Consider the following 14,178-nt stretch of genomic DNA (forward strand, 5'->3'; position numbering starts at 1 on the left):
CTGAATACTGAGTATGCATACTCAGTATCTATGTCGATCAAACACGGCTTGCTGGCGCTGCTCCGGACGGAGCCGAAGTACGGGTACCAACTGCGCGGGGAGTTCGAGGCGGCCACCAACTCGACCTGGCCGCTGAACATCGGGCAGGTCTACACGACGCTCACCCGGCTCGAACGCGACGGGCTGGTGCAGGCCAGTCAGACCGGCAAGGACGACGACGGCCGGTCCCTGTACGAGATCACCATGGCCGGGCAGGACGAGCTGGCGCGGTGGTTCGAGACGCCGGTGACCCGGGAGTCGCGGCCGCGCGACGAGCTGGCGATCAAGCTCGCGTTGGCGCTCGCCGTACCGGGGATCGACGTGACGGCGGTGCTGCAGCGGCAGCGCGCCTCGACCATGCAGACGATGCAGGAGCTGACCCGGCTCAAGCGCGGCGGCCGGGATGGCGAGATCTCCTGGCTGCTGGTGCTCGAGTCGATGATCTTCGGCGCCGAGGCGGAGATCCGCTGGCTGGACCACTGTGAGTCGATGCTCTCCCGCCACCGCCGGACCGCCAAGCCCAGTACTGCGGCCGTGCACACCGACGACCCATCAGACCTAGAGGCGGGGGCCCACCGATGAGCACGATCCTCGACATCCGCAATCTCTCCCGGGTGCACGGCACCGGCGAGCAGGCCGTGCACGCCCTCCGCGGCGTCGACCTGTCCGTGGCAGCCGGCGAACTCGTCGCCGTGATGGGCCCGTCGGGTTCAGGGAAGTCGACGCTGCTGACCTGCGCCGGCGGACTCGACCGGCCGACCAGCGGCGAGATCCTGGTCGACGGCAACGACCTGGCCACCCTCGGCGCCAAGGCGGTCGCGGCTCTGCGCCGGCGCCGGATCGGGTACGTCTTCCAGGACTTCAACCTGATCCCGGCCCTGACCGCCGCCGAGAACGTGATGCTGCCGCTCGAACTGGACGGCACCCGCGCCCGAACTGCCCGCAAATACGCCGAGGCCGCGCTGACGGAGGTGGCCATCCCCGAGTTGGCCGACCGGTTTCCCGACGAGATGTCCGGCGGCCAGCGGCAACGGGTCGCGATCGCCCGGGCCATCGTCGGTGAACGCCGGATCCTGCTCGCCGACGAGCCCACCGGCGCACTCGACTCGGAGACCGGCGAAGCCGTCCTCCAGCTCCTCCGCGACCGCTGCGACCAGCACGGCGTCGCCGGCGTCCTCGTCACCCACGACGCCCGGCACGCCGCCTGGGCCGATCGCGTCGTCTACCTGCGTGATGGCGTCCTGGTAGGCCAGTCCGGCCCGCTGCCCGAGGTCGACATCCTGCTGGAAACCCACTGATGGGCGGCTGGGGACCCCCGCTGCGGATCGCCCGGCGTACAGCCCGGCGCTCCCCTGGCAGAACTCTGCTGGTCGCCGCGCTGATCGGCGTACCGGTGTTCGCGGCGTCCTGGATCACCCTGATCAACACGGCTGACAGTCCCACCGGCGAGAGCCTCGCCCGGCAGACCGTCGGGACGGCCGATGCAGAGGTCACCGTGACGCAGTACGGGAAGCTGAATCCCTGGCCCGAGCGACCGAGTCTGATGATCAGCGATCCCGGCCCACTGGGCGGCAACCAGCGGCCGCGCGACACCAGCAAGGTCGATCCGCTGAAGCTGCTGCCGGCCGGCAGTACGACGGCCCGCAAACTGCAGGAGGTCGGCCAGGCTTCTCTCCGTGGGCCACACACCATCACCTCGGCCCGGCTGATCACAGGGGACGGCCGGAGCCCGTTGACCGCAGGGACCTTCAAGCTCGACAGCGGGCAGATGCCCGGCAAGCCCACCGAGGTCGCGATCTCGCCCGCGTTGGCGAAGTACCTCGGACTGCTGGACGGCGACAAGCTGCGGACCGGCGCCAAGCTGACCACGCCGACCGACCAGCAGTACGCCGTGGTTGGGCTGGCCCGCAGTCTCTCCGGCCCGGGCGACCGGACCATCTTCGGTCCATCGAACACGCCGCTGACCACCGTCGATCCGCAGACTCCGCTGGTCTACCTGGCCGAGCTGCCGGCCGGCACCGACGCTGACGCACTGAGCGACCAACTACTCGGCAACGGCCTCGCATTGTTGCCTAGAGCAAATATTGTCGACCCGCCGCCGAGCATGTACGGCACTGCCGCCGATGCCGGCGCGACCGCGGTGATCGCCCTGGTGATCGGCTTCGGCGTACTCGAGATCGTCCTGCTGGCCGGTACTGCGTTCGCGGTCGGCGCGCGACGGCAGACCCGCGAGCTCGGCCTGGTCACCGCGGCGGGCGGGACACCTCGAGACATCCGGCGCATCGTCCTCGCGCAGGGCGTCTTCGCGGGGGCGATCGGATCGGGCAGCGGACTGTTGCTCGCCATCGTGGTCACCTTCGCGGGCCGGCCGTTGTGGGAGCGGCTCTTCTCGTCGCTGCTGCTCGATCTCCAGATTCCCTGGTCGAAGCTGCTGCCGATCGCACTGCTGGGCCTTCTGGCCGGCCTGGCCGCGGCCGTCGTGCCGGCCGTCAGCGCCGGACGGATGGCGCCCATGGCGGCGCTCAGCGGTCGATTCGCCGCCGCGGCCGGGGTGGTCAGACTCCGCAAGCCCGCGATCATCCTGGTCGGAGCCGGCATCGCGTGCAGCGTCCTCGGCAGCGTCTGGATGGCCGGCGTACTCGGGGCAGCCCGCAAAGCCGCGTCCGAGAGCAGCAACGTGTACGGCAACTCGGTGACGCCGACCGGGCCGATCGCCCTGGTGCTGCTAGGCATCACCGCAGTACTGATCGGACTGGTCTGGCTGCTGCCCGGCCTGGTCGCCAAGCTGGCCGAACTGGCCCGCTTCCTGCCGCTGAGCGGACGCCTCGCGCTGCGGGACGCTTCCCGCCATCGGCACCGCACCGGCCCCGCGGCAGCGGCGATCATGATGTCGGTCGGAGCGACGGCGGCGATCGCCTTCGCGTTCTCCAACTCGATCGCCGCCGACTCCGCCGACTACGTCCCGGACAGCCTGCACGGTGATGCCGTGCTGCTCTTCGCCGGCGAGGTGCCCTACTCACCGGCCACGGTCGAGAAGGTGGGTGCGCTCCTTCCGACCAAGACGGCGTACGAGTTCGGCCAGATCGTCCGGGTGGGCCAGAAGAGCTATCACGGCTACACGCCGTCGCTGACAGCGATCGCTCCGATGCCCAACCCGGAGGGACAGTCGGCCTACCCAGTGGTCGTCGTCGACCCGGCGTACATCGAGCGCTTCCCTGACTACGGACCGAAGGCCGCCGCGGCGATGCGGGCCGGCCAGGTGGTCGTCCCGGCCGCGGCCGCGATCTCCGGCGGGTCGGTCAGGCTGACGACGGACGACGATTCGGAGGGCAAGTCGACCAGACCGCACCCCGCCGCGCTGGTCACTTCGGCCCCGACGGTCGGGCAGTTGGCCATTACGGCATTGATCAGCCCAGAGGCCGCGAAGAAGCTCGGCACCATCACGCCGTACCGGGCGGTGTACGAACTGAAGCGCGAGCCGACCGACGACGAACTGGACGCGGTGGCGACGTTGCTCGGGTACGACGACCTGCTGAAGGTGGAGAAGGGGTACGAGAGTCCTGCGGGGCTGGCGTTTCTCGGCCTGATGGGCGCGGCGGCCGTAGTCACGCTGCTCGGAGTCGCGATCTCGGTCTCGCTGTCCGCGGCGGAGGGGCGCGCAGACCTCGCGACCCTGGCGGCCATCGGCGCTCCGCCGCGCCGTCGACGGAGTCTCGCCGCCGCCCAGGCCTGGGTGCTTGGTCAGCTCGGATGCCTGCTCGGCGTGGGAGTTGGCGCTCTCTACGGCTACACCGCGCATGCGGCGTTCGGTTCGCCGGACTTCGAGATCCCCTGGCGGGAGCTCGCGGGCATCGTGATCGTGGTGCCGTTGTTCGCCGGCCTGCTGGCCTGGTTGCTGACCAGGTCGCGGTTACCGATGGTCAGCCGGCTCGACTAGTACCGCGTACGCCGCTGCAACTTGTTGCCTAGAGCACCTATCTGGTTCTGGCCAGGTCGGGATGGGCGATCGGGTGCAGCGGCGTGCTGGTGACGCGCCATTGGCCGCACTCGCACTGCTGGTAGGTGAGCAGACCTTCGCTGACGGGATGCGCTGACGCGACCCGCCAACTGTGCCGGTGGACTTCGTCTCTGGTGGTCATGACTCCATCGTGCTGTAATGGCATTGTGCATCTCAACCCTTACGGCGCCGACGCCGTCCTATTGGCCGTGAACCTGGCCACCAATCCGGCCGCGACCGCGATCGAGTTGGCCGAGCGCTGCGAGGAGAGCGGCGTCGAGAGCCGGCTCGTGCGGAGCAGGCGCGTGACGGCGGCCGACCTGGCCGCAGTACGGGTTGCGTTGGATGAGTGGCTCGAGGTCGTGGATGCGCCTGACGAGGAGAGCCGGGTGCGACTGGTGAACGCGATGCTGGCGAAGCACACGGAGCATCCACGCCTCACCAACCACGCGGGCGACGGCTGGCACATGCACTACCGACCCGACGACGTACCGGTCGGGCGATTGGTCGCGACCTTGATCAGCACCGGTACTGCGCTGCACCTGGCCGGCCGCGGCATCTCCCGGCTCGGCCGTTGCGCGACGGACGGCTGCGACAACGTGTACGCCGACCTGTCGCGCGGTGGACGTCAGCGCTACTGCAGCCCTGCGTGCGCGAACCGTGACGCAGTGCGAAGACATCGCTCGAAGACCTCCTAAAGCCTGTCACTGTTGGCGACCTAGGATGGGGTAATGAGCGAGAGCAGCGGCGAGAACGAGGGTGTCCAGATGACCGGCGCCCAGACCGAGGACGGCAAGATCCTGATCGTCGGTCCGGACGGCATGGCTGTCGAAGGGCCGCCGCGGGACCGGAGCGACGAGCGCGACAGCGACGAGCCGCGCTCGGTGACCGAACTGGTCGAGCAGCCGGCCAAGGTGATGCGGGTCGCGAACATGATCCGGCAGCTGCTCGACGAGGTGAAGGCAGCGCCGCTCGACGAGGCTTCCCGCCAGCAACTGCGGGCGATTCACGAGGCGTCGATCAAGGAGCTGGAGAGTGGGCTGGCGCCGGAGCTGGTCGAGGAGCTGGAGCGGCTGACGCTCGACTTCACCGAGGACAGCACGCCGACCGAGGCGGAGCTGCGGATCGCGCAGGCCCAGCTGGTGGGCTGGCTGGAAGGCTTGTTCCACGGCATCCAGACCGCGTTGTTCGCGCAGCAGATGGCCGCGCGTCAGCAGCTGGAGCAGATGCGTCGCGCACTCCCTGGCGGCCAGCAGTTGCCTCCGGGCGCTGCGCCTGAGGAGGGTTCGCCCTTCCCCGGCCCGCCGCAGCCGGGCGCGACCGACGGCCCGGGCAGCGGAGGCATGTACCTCTAGTTCACCTGAGGTTGAAGAGGTCTTCGAGGACGGTGGCGACACCGTCCTCGTCGTTTGTCGGGCAGATGACGTCGGCCATCGCCAGCACGTCGGCGTGCGCGTTGCCCATCCCGTACGACGTCCCGGCCCAGGCCAGCATCGGCAGATCGTTCAACGAGTCGCCGAACGCGATCACCTCGTCGGCCGTGATTCCCAAGCCGGTCGCGAACTCCGCCAGCATCGCCGCCTTCGACACCCCGCTCGCCGAGATCTCCACCAGGCTGTGGCCGCCGCTGTGGCTGGCCGTCACCCGCGTTCCGACCACCGCGCCGACTCTGGCCAGCAGCTCGTCGGAATGCCACTGGGGATGGCGAACCAGCAGCTTCGCCAGCGGCTCGGACAGCAGTTCGTCGAGCTCGGCGATCAACGTGTCGTCCGGGGTCGGCCACCGATTGAGATAGGTCGGTTCCTGTCCGTAACGATCGGCCCGCTCGATCGCGAACTCGACCTCCGGTACCGCGGCCCGGATCGCGCGCGCGACCTCGAGACCGACGGCCGGTTCGATCAGCGCGGTCCGGATCGCCTTGCGTTGCACGACGTCGTACAGAATGGCGCCGTTGGCAACAATCGCGACACCGTGCGCGCCGACCAGATCACCGAGGTCGTGCAACCAGCGCGGCGGCCGGGCGGTCACCATCACGAACTGGGCGCCGGCTTCCTGCACCGCGAGCACCGCGGCCTTCGTCCGTGGCGAGATCGAACGATCACTGCGTACTAAGGTTCCGTCAAGATCGGTGGCGACCAGACGGGGCGGGCGAACTGCTTCGGGGATCGGCACCGGACCACCGTAGCTGCTGCGACCGAGTCGCCTATACCCCTACTCGGGGCTCGGTGGCAAGCGTTTGGACATCGGTTTCCATGCAATCTGGTTGACCGTTGAACAACGTCACCAGACCGTTACGGCAGGAAGCTGCAATTGCAGCCCGTTCCCATGCACAGCAGGGTTTTCGTGTGATTTCATGCGGTGGCCAGTGGGGAACCAGCGACGATTCTGATGCGTCCCACCTCGGCAAACACCAACGCGATACCGATGTGGAATTGGGTGCAACCAAATCCTCATCCACAGCGTCAAGAGTTATGGATCGGTGCGTCCCACCGCGGGGCGACCAGGGTGGGTCGGCGACAGATCGATCCCATCAGCTAGTGGGCTCAGGTGTTCGGGCGTGCTTCATCGTTCGTTCATCCGGGTCCTGGAACTTGGGGAGCCATGATGATCGTCAACAGCGCCAAGATAGCGGGGCAAGGGAGCAACAGCTCTCGTGCGGCTGTCGACACATCTTCCATCGTGGAGGGGGCGATGACCGGCTGCACCGCACGCACGGACATCTTCCAGCACCGGTTGATGGAAGAACCGCCGCCCGCCTCGGCGACCAGGCGGACCCGGGAACGCTATGACCAGTTGGTCCGCGAGGCCAGGGCCGTCTGCGCGTCCTGCCCGTTGTTCACCGACTGCCTGTTCAGCGCCGTCGCGCAGCACGATGTCAGCGGCTTCGTCGCCGGCACCACGGCCGCGCAGCGACGCTCGATGCGGAACCTGCTGGACGTAGAGGTCCAGGCAGACGACTTCGACCAGCTCGCCGGTGCCCGCGGCACGCGTCGGCCGGTCAGCCACGAAGAGGTGCTGCGGCTGCGGACGCAGTACCCGAACGACAGCCTGGAATCCCTGGCCATGCGGCTGGGCTGCTCGCTGTCCACCGTCAAGCGGCACCTGCGCAGGGCCCGTCGGGGCCAGAGCCCCGCGATCAAGGCACCGCGGGCCCGCCCGGAGGTGAGCGCCGTCCTGGACGCGTTCGACGCCGTGGTGGACCGGCCGCGGCAGTCACCTCGTCCTGGCAACACCCGCGTCGCCTGACACCGATACTCGGCCCGCCAGCGGACTATCGGCAACAGACGATCGGACAACTGCAAAGCCCGGCCCTCCTGTCACTGCGGGAGGGCCGGGCTTTTTGGTTGCCTGGGGAAACTATCTCCGGCGGCTATTCGATCAGGGTCGAATAGTTCGCTCAGATGCGATTCAGAAATACCGATTGAGCACAGCGGCGACACCATCGTCGGTCACCGATTTGGTGACCTCGTCGGCTTTCACCTTGACCTCGTCCGGCGCCGCGCCCATCGCCACCCCGAGACCGGCGTAGACGAGCATCTCGATGTCGTTGCGGCCGTCGCCGAGCGCCAGCAGATCCGCCGCCTCCAGCCCGTACTGCGCCAGCGCAACCTTCAGCCCGGTGCTCTTGTCGACGCCTTCCGGCGCGATGTCCAGCCAGGCCGTCCAGCCGACGAAGTAGGCGACGCCGTGCAGGCCCAGGCGTTCGGCCAGCTGCACGAAGTCGCTCTCGGACTGGTCGGGGTCGCGGATGATCAACCGGGTCACGGGTTGCGGCGCCAGCTCGGCGTCCGTGACCACCTTGATCGTCGCGGCAGTGCCCAGATCGCCGTCCGGGAAGGGCGCGGTGACCAGGTAGCCGCCGTCGTGCTCCTCGACCGCCATCCGCGCGTTCGGGGCGTGCTCGCGGACCGACGCGATCACCGTGGTCGGGTCGAAGGTCCGCTCGTCCACCACCTCGCCGGACGGGTACCGCAGGGTTCGCGCACCGTTGCTGGCGACAACAAAACCGTCCGGCAGGCCGAGCAGCTCGGCGACCGGCCTGGTGGTCTGCCAGGACCGGCCGGTGCACAGGATCACCGGAACCTGCGCGGCGGCGCGGCGGACCGCGTCGACCACGGCGGGCGAGATCCGCTCGTCGTGGTCGATCAACGTCCCGTCGATGTCGAGGGCAACGGCCTTCGGCCGCCAGCCCTGGGTCATTTGCCCACCGGTTCGAGGATCTCGCGGCCACCGACGTACGGGCGCAGCGCGGCCGGCACCCGGACCGAGCCGTCGGCCAGCTGGTGGGTCTCCAGGATCGCGACCAGCCAGCGGGTGGTGGCCAGCGTGCCGTTCAGCGTCGCGACCGGGCGCGGCTTGCCGTCCGCGTCCCGGTGCCGGATGTTCAGCCGGCGGGCCTGGAAGTCGGTGCAGTTCGAGGTCGAGGTGAGCTCGCGGTACGCGCCCTGGGTCGGCACCCAGGCCTCGCAGTCGAACTTCCGGTACGCCGAGGCGCCCAGGTCACCCGTCGCGGTGTCGATCACCCGGTAGGCCAGCTCCATCTTGTCCAGCATCTCCTTCTCCCAGCCGAGCAGCCGCTGGTGCTCCGCGGCCGCGTCGTCCAGGCTGCAGTAGGAGAACATCTCGACCTTGTCGAACTGGTGGACGCGGATGATCCCGCGGGTGTCCTTCCCGTAGGAGCCCGCCTCGCGGCGGTAGCAGGACGACCAGCCGGCGTACCGGATCGGGCCGGCGGAGACGTCCAGGATCTCGTCCATGTGGTACCCGGCGAGCGGCACCTCCGAGGTGCCGACCAGGTAGAGCTCAGGCTCGGCCAGCCGGTACACGTCGTCGTGGGCGTTCAGGTAGCCGGTGCCGCCCATGATCTCGGGCTTGACCAGGCTCGGCGTGATCATCGGGGTGAAGCCGTTCTCCACCGCCTGGGCGATCGCCAGCTGGAGCATGCCGAGCTGGAGCAGCGCGCCGACGCCCTTGAGGAAGTAGAACCGGGCGCCGGACACCTTGGCGCCGCGCTCCATGTCGATCGCGCCGAGCAGCTCGCCCAGCTCGAGGTGGTCACGCGGCTCGAAACCCTCGGCGGCGAAGTCGCGCGGCTTGCCGATCTCCTCCAGCACGGTGAAGTCCTTCTCGCCGCCGACCGGAGCCTCGTCGGCGACCAGGTTCGGCAGCTTGCCGGCCAACTCGTCGAAGCGCGTCTCGGCCTCGGCGGCAGCGGCCTCGTTGGCCTTCACCTCGCCGGCCAGCGCCTTGGTGCGGTCGAGCAGCGCGGTGCGCTCGTCGCCCTTGGCCTGCGCCACCTGCTTGCCGAGGCCCTTCTGCTCCGCCCGTAGCGACTCGTACGCCGAAATGGCCGATCGGCGATCACTGTCGGCCGCCAGCACCTGGTCGACCAGGTCGGTACTCTCGCCGCGCTTGGTCAGGGACGCACGGACGACATCGGGGGTCTCACGGAGCAATTTGGCATCGATCACACGTGCAGGGTATCGGGGCGTGTCAGCGGCGGCGAAGTCTATTCGGGATGATGAGCTGGCACCAGCGGATCACCAGCGGCCATTTCAGGGGGAAATCAGCGGGTATGAACCACCACCCACCAACTCACGTCGGCCGGGCGCTGACGGTCGTGCTGGGTGCGTTGCCGTTCACCGTGGTGACCTTGCTGGTCTTCGGGGGCTGGCCGCCGCTGCGCCGCTGGGACGAGTCGGTGGCGTCCCGGGTGGCGACGTACGGCGCAGCGCACGAGAGCATGGTGGACGTCTGGCAGGTGATCGGCGCGGTGATCCTGCCGTGGACCTCGCGAGCCGTCATCCTGATCGTCGCCGTCTACCTGTGGCACCGGCGCGCACGGCTGCTCACCGTCTGGCTGATCGTCTCTGCCGGCGCCGAACTGGGCCTGGTCCAGGCGGTCCTGCACATCTTCGACCGGAGCCGGCCTGCCCAGACGCTAGTCGAGACCAGCGGCTGGTCGTACGTGTCCGGGCACGCGACGGCCGCCTTCGTGATGGCCGGGGCGCTCGGCGTGGTGCTGCCGTCGGTCCGCGGCTGGCGGCGCCGCTTCCGGCTGCTGGTGACGCTGCCGACGATCGCGGTGGTGTGGATCGCGTCGGTCGACCGGGTGCTGCTGAACGCGCACTGGGTCTCCGACGTACTCGGTGGCTGGGCGCTCGGACTGGCGATTCTGACCGCGACGTCGATCGGCTTCGGGCTGCGTCCCGGGCTGCGACGACGCCGGCGGCGTACTCCGGCGGATGGGAACGGTACGTCGACGCCGCCGCGGGCCGCAGTCATCGTCAACCCGATCAAGGTCGGCGACGGGGTCGCGTTCCGGCGCAAGGTGACTCGCGCGCTGGCCGTCCGTGGATTCGACGATCCGCTCTGGCTGGAGACGCGTCAGGACGACTCGGGCAACGCGATGGCCAAGCGCGCGATCGAGAACGAGTCGGATCTGGTGCTGGTCGCGGGCGGCGACGGGACGGTCCGGGTGGTCTGCTCCGCGCTGGCGAACACCGGCATCCCGGTCGGAGTGATCCCGGCCGGTACGGGCAACCTGCTGGCCCGCAACCTGCACATCCCGCTCGACCTGGACGACGCGCTGGAGCGCATCCTGGACGGCCGCGACCGGCGGATCGACCTGGTCAAGGTGTCCGGCGACGGGCTGGACACGGACCGGTTCGCGGTGATGGCGGGGCTCGGGCTGGACGCGGCGATCATCACCGGGGCGCCGCCGATCCTGAAGGCGCAGATCGGCTGGACGGCGTACCTGGTGTCGGCGGCGAAGAACATCAACCATCCGTCGGTGAAGGTCCGGATCACGCTGGACGACGACGAGCAGGTCGAGCGCCGGGTCCGGACCGTGGTGATCGGCAACGTCGGGATGCTGCAGGCGAACATCCCGCTGCTGCCGGACGCGCGGCCGGACGACGGGTTGATCGACGTGGTGGTGATCGCCCCGCGCCGGGTGACCCAGTGGCCGCTGGTGTTCTGGCGGGTGATGACGCGGACGAAGCGGACCGAGATGTACCTGGAGCGCTTCACCGGGCGGAAGGTGGAGATCGTCGCCACGGCGGATGTGCAGCGTCAGCTCGACGGCGACGGCATCGGCCCGGGCCGGAACCTCACCGCCGAGGTGGAGCCAGGCTCGTTGGTCGTGCGGGTGCCCAAACGCCGGTACTAGCTCTCCGGGGTGTGCCGGGGCTGCGCTGCCTCTTTGCGCAGGTTCTCGAGGGCCTCGGTCTCCTCGGGGGACAGCTTCGACTCGCTCTCGAAGGCCTTGACCTCCTTGGCGTACGAGCGGGCGTCGTTGCGGCTGTTGATCGAGGTCAGCACCACCCCGTCGCCGTTGTCGTCGAGCAGCGCCATCGACCAGGACAGCCGGCCACCCATGTCGCCGTACGCGTCGTACCGGACGACGGCCAGGTGCTGCAGGGTGTCGCGCAGCTCGCTGCGGGCGTCCTCGAGCTCCTTGCTCAGCCGGCGAAGCTCCGACTTGACCGTGCCGGGCTTGGCCTCCGGCTGGGGTGCTGCCGTGGACTGGACCTGGGGCTGCGGTTGCGGGGTCGCGGGCAGCTTCGCCGCGGCCTTGGGCGCACCGGACTGCGCCCTGAGCGCCTGGATGGCGAACACGAGGGCGAGCACCGCCACGAACAGAGCGGCGATCCCGAAAGCACCGGCTAACGTCGAAGACACGCCCGCAGCTTAATGGCTGCGTGGTCAAGAGCTTGCGCTGAGTGTCGGCCCAGGGCCGAATCGGGCGTTTGCTGCTGGGCCACGTAGATTCGCGGGGTGACTCATTTGCCTGACTCAAGCCCCGGCGGCGGCCCCCTGCCCGGAGTACACGACCTCGGTTACGCCCGCCTCGACACGGATCGCCTGGAGCGCACAGGTGACGCGGAGGTGGTCTACGGCGCCGGCAAGACGCCGGAGCAGGTCGTGGAGCTCCTCAAGACGCTGCACGAGACCCACCCGGGCAACGCCGTACTGGCGACCCGCCTGAGTGAGGAGGCGCAGGCTGCCGTCACTGCCGCGCTGCCGGACGCCGTAGTCGACCCAGTCGGCCGTACTGCGACCCTCGGGTCCGCTCCCGTACTGCGGGGGACAGTGGCGGTTGTAGCAGCCGGTACGTCGGACGCCCCGGTCGCGGCGGAGGCTGCCACCACTGTGGGTGTGTTCGGGGCGAACGTCGACTTCATCACCGATGTCGGCGTGGCCGGGCTGCACCGGATCATGAGCGTGCGGGAGCGGCTCGCTGCCGTCGACTGCCTGATCGTGGTCGCCGGGATGGAAGGCGCGTTGCCGAGCGTGGTGGGCGGGCTCGTCGGGGTGCCGCTGGTCGCAGTACCGACTTCTGTCGGGTACGGCGCTTCGTTCGGCGGGGTGGCCGCGCTGCTGGCGATGCTCAACTCCTGCGCGCCCGGGGTGACCGTGGTGAACATCGACAACGGGTTCGGAGCCGGGGTGTTCGCGGCCCGGGTGGCGCGACGCGCGGCGCCGGCGGAGGTGAAGTCGCAGTGAGAGTCGCCTGGATCGACTGCGCGGCCGGTGCCTCCGGTGACATGCTGCTCGGCGCGTTCTTGTCGGCCGGGGCTGATTTGGAGGTGGTCAACGCGGCGGTTGCTGCGGTGGATGCCTCGCTGTCGGTCACTGTCGAGCGGACTAGCCGGCACCAGATCGCTGCTACCAAAGCTTCAGTTCGAGTCGCTGGTGAGCTCCACCCTGAGAACTTTCCGGATGCCGAGGTCGGCCACGGACATGGTCATGGACATGATGATGTCGGGCACGGACATGGGCATGAAGATGCTGAAGTTGGTGGGCATACGCGGACTTGGGCTGAGGTTCGGCGGCTGATCGAGGCTGCTGGGCTGGCTGATGCGGTGCGCGACCGAGCACTCGACACCTTCGCTCGCCTGGCGCGCGCCGAGGGACAGGCTCATGGCGTCGAGCCCGACGAGGTGCATTTCCACGAGGTCGGGGCGCTCGACGCCATCGCCGACATCGTGGGGGTCGCCGCCGCGTCGGTCGCGTTGGAGCTTGATCGCATCATCGTTTCAACGATCGCGCTCGGCGGCGGCCGCCAGGTGCGCGGCCAACACGGCGGCATCCCGGTGCCGGGGCCTGCAGTACTCGCGTTGCTGTCCGAAGCCGACGCGCCCGTGGTCGGCGGCACCGCGCCGTACGAGATGACGACGCCGACCGGCGCGGCGCTGCTCGCCTCGCTGGCTGACGACTTCGGGCTGCTGCCGCCGATGCGGATCCAGCAGACCGGTGTCGGCGCCGGCGGCCGCGACCCGGTCGAGGTGCCGAACATCGTCCGCGTGATCGTCGGCGACGCACTCGACCGCCCGGCCACCGAGTTGGTCTACGAGACCAACGTCGACGACCTCGACCCGCGGATCTGGCCGCAGGTGCTGGCGCGGCTGATGGAGGCCGGCGCGGCCGACGCCTGGCTGACCCCGATCCTGATGAAGAAGGGCCGTCCGGCACACACCCTGTCGGTGCTGGTCGGCGGCGCGAACGCCGAGGAGGTCCGCTCGGTGATCCTGTCCGAGACGTCGGCGATCGGGCTGCGCGAGTCGCAGGTGCGCAAGCACGCGGCCGATCGCGAGTTCGCCAGCGTCGAGGTCGACGGCCAGCGGATCCACGTCAAGATCGCCCGGTACGGCGGTCAGGTGGTCAACGTGCAGCCGGAGTACGACGACGTCGCGGCGGCCGCCGCGGTGCTGAAGAAGCCGATCAAGACCGTGCTCGCCAAGGCGATCGCGGCCGGCCACGACCTCTGGAGCTAGTCAGCGCCTCGGTTCGGGGCCTCGGTCAGCGGCTCCGTCAGCGCCCGGAGTACGGCGGAGCGAAGAACACCAGCAGCGCGAGGTCCTCGGTGACGTCGGTGAAGCGGTGCTCTTCCTCCGCCGCCACGAACAGCACGTCCCCCGGCCCCACCGGCTCGGCGCCGCTCGGCGTCACGATCGTGGCCCGCCCGGCGGTCACCACGTAGATCTCGTCCTCGTGATGCGGCGCCTGATCGTCGACGCCACCCGCAGGGATCGAGTACGTCCCCACCGACAACGACTCGGTCCTCAGCTGCTCCGCGAAATGATTCGGCTCGACCCGCTGAAATTCGCCCGCCCCCACCAGCTTCTGCATCCGCAGAG

The 14,178-nt window shown here is 69.3% G+C and carries 15 protein-coding genes; 9 read left to right on the forward strand and 6 right to left on the reverse strand.

Features of this window, described 5'->3' with window-relative positions; genetic code table 11:
- The first annotated feature begins 30 nt into the window (after nucleotides 1-30).
- From AB0P21_RS31055 to AB0P21_RS31065, 3 genes are read left to right on the forward strand one after another with little or no spacing between them, the layout of a single operon-like run.
- A complete protein-coding gene (locus AB0P21_RS31055; protein WP_363701031.1) occupies nucleotides 31-621 on the forward strand; it encodes a PadR family transcriptional regulator in 591 nt (196 codons plus the stop codon).
- On the forward strand, nucleotides 618-1,337 hold the full coding sequence (locus AB0P21_RS31060; protein WP_363701032.1) for an ABC transporter ATP-binding protein: 720 nt from the start codon (nucleotides 618-620) through the stop codon (nucleotides 1,335-1,337). The genes AB0P21_RS31055 and AB0P21_RS31060 overlap by 4 nt, the downstream gene beginning before the upstream one ends.
- On the forward strand, nucleotides 1,337-3,976 hold the full coding sequence (locus AB0P21_RS31065) for an FtsX-like permease family protein (protein ID WP_363701034.1): 2,640 nt from the start codon (nucleotides 1,337-1,339) through the stop codon (nucleotides 3,974-3,976). The genes AB0P21_RS31060 and AB0P21_RS31065 overlap by 1 nt, the downstream gene beginning before the upstream one ends.
- Nucleotides 3,977-4,013: 37 nt before the next feature.
- On the opposite strand, the gene AB0P21_RS31070 is transcribed toward AB0P21_RS31065, so the two are convergent.
- Nucleotides 4,014-4,178, reverse strand: coding sequence for a hypothetical protein (locus AB0P21_RS31070; protein WP_363701036.1), 165 nt, complete (start codon nucleotides 4,176-4,178; stop codon nucleotides 4,014-4,016).
- Nucleotides 4,179-4,203: 25 nt separating this feature from the next.
- Between AB0P21_RS31070 and AB0P21_RS31075 the strand changes: the two genes are divergently transcribed.
- Together AB0P21_RS31075 and AB0P21_RS31080 are read left to right on the forward strand one after the other, a co-directional pair.
- Nucleotides 4,204-4,734: a CGNR zinc finger domain-containing protein gene (locus AB0P21_RS31075; RefSeq protein WP_363701038.1), complete on the forward strand. Its 531-nt coding sequence runs from the start codon at nucleotides 4,204-4,206 to the stop codon at nucleotides 4,732-4,734.
- A gap of 33 nt (nucleotides 4,735-4,767) precedes the next feature.
- Nucleotides 4,768-5,391, forward strand: a complete 624-nt coding sequence (locus AB0P21_RS31080) for a bacterial proteasome activator family protein (RefSeq protein WP_363701040.1) — start codon at nucleotides 4,768-4,770, stop codon at nucleotides 5,389-5,391.
- A 1-nt stretch (nucleotide 5,392) separates the two neighbouring features.
- Here AB0P21_RS31080 and AB0P21_RS31085 read toward each other — a convergent pair whose 3' ends face one another.
- Entirely contained in the window at nucleotides 5,393-6,208 is an 816-nt protein-coding gene (locus AB0P21_RS31085) for an HAD family hydrolase (protein ID WP_363701042.1), read from the reverse strand.
- Between the two features lie 519 nt (nucleotides 6,209-6,727).
- Here AB0P21_RS31085 and AB0P21_RS31090 point away from each other — a divergent pair.
- Entirely contained in the window at nucleotides 6,728-7,282 is a 555-nt protein-coding gene (locus AB0P21_RS31090; protein WP_363701044.1) for a WhiB family transcriptional regulator, read from the forward strand.
- 162 nt (nucleotides 7,283-7,444) lie between these two features.
- Here AB0P21_RS31090 and AB0P21_RS31095 read toward each other — a convergent pair whose 3' ends face one another.
- Nucleotides 7,445-8,236 (reverse strand): HAD family hydrolase, encoded by a 792-nt coding sequence (locus tag AB0P21_RS31095; protein WP_363701045.1) that lies wholly within the window; start codon nucleotides 8,234-8,236, stop codon nucleotides 7,445-7,447.
- Nucleotides 8,233-9,507, reverse strand: coding sequence for a serine--tRNA ligase (gene serS / locus AB0P21_RS31100; RefSeq protein WP_363701047.1), 1,275 nt, complete (start codon nucleotides 9,505-9,507; stop codon nucleotides 8,233-8,235). Before serS ends, AB0P21_RS31095 begins: the two co-directional genes overlap by 4 nt.
- Before the next feature lie 104 nt (nucleotides 9,508-9,611).
- Between serS and AB0P21_RS31105 the strand changes: the two genes are divergently transcribed.
- A complete protein-coding gene (locus tag AB0P21_RS31105; protein ID WP_363701049.1) occupies nucleotides 9,612-11,207 on the forward strand; it encodes a diacylglycerol kinase family protein in 1,596 nt (531 codons plus the stop codon).
- Here the strand turns inward: AB0P21_RS31105 and AB0P21_RS31110 are convergent.
- On the reverse strand, nucleotides 11,204-11,719 hold the full coding sequence (locus tag AB0P21_RS31110; RefSeq protein WP_363701051.1) for a DUF4446 family protein: 516 nt from the start codon (nucleotides 11,717-11,719) through the stop codon (nucleotides 11,204-11,206). The two genes, AB0P21_RS31105 and AB0P21_RS31110, sit on opposite strands and share 4 nt — an antisense overlap.
- Before the next feature lie 96 nt (nucleotides 11,720-11,815).
- Here AB0P21_RS31110 and larB point away from each other — a divergent pair, with 96 nt between their 5' ends.
- Together larB and larC are read left to right on the forward strand one after the other, a co-directional pair.
- Nucleotides 11,816-12,544 (forward strand): nickel pincer cofactor biosynthesis protein LarB, encoded by a 729-nt coding sequence (gene larB / locus AB0P21_RS31115; RefSeq protein WP_363701053.1) that lies wholly within the window; start codon nucleotides 11,816-11,818, stop codon nucleotides 12,542-12,544.
- A complete protein-coding gene (gene larC / locus AB0P21_RS31120) occupies nucleotides 12,541-13,815 on the forward strand; it encodes a nickel pincer cofactor biosynthesis protein LarC (RefSeq protein ID WP_363701054.1) in 1,275 nt (424 codons plus the stop codon). Before larB ends, larC begins: the two co-directional genes overlap by 4 nt.
- 37 nt (nucleotides 13,816-13,852) lie before the next feature.
- Here the strand turns inward: larC and AB0P21_RS31125 are convergent, their stop codons facing one another.
- Nucleotides 13,853-14,170: a cupin domain-containing protein gene (locus tag AB0P21_RS31125; protein ID WP_363701056.1), complete on the reverse strand. Its 318-nt coding sequence runs from the start codon at nucleotides 14,168-14,170 to the stop codon at nucleotides 13,853-13,855.
- Between the last annotated feature and the right edge of the window lie 8 nt (nucleotides 14,171-14,178).

The organism is Kribbella sp. NPDC056861, from assembly GCF_040687575.1.
Taxonomy (GTDB): Bacteria; Actinomycetota; Actinomycetes; order Propionibacteriales; family Kribbellaceae; genus Kribbella.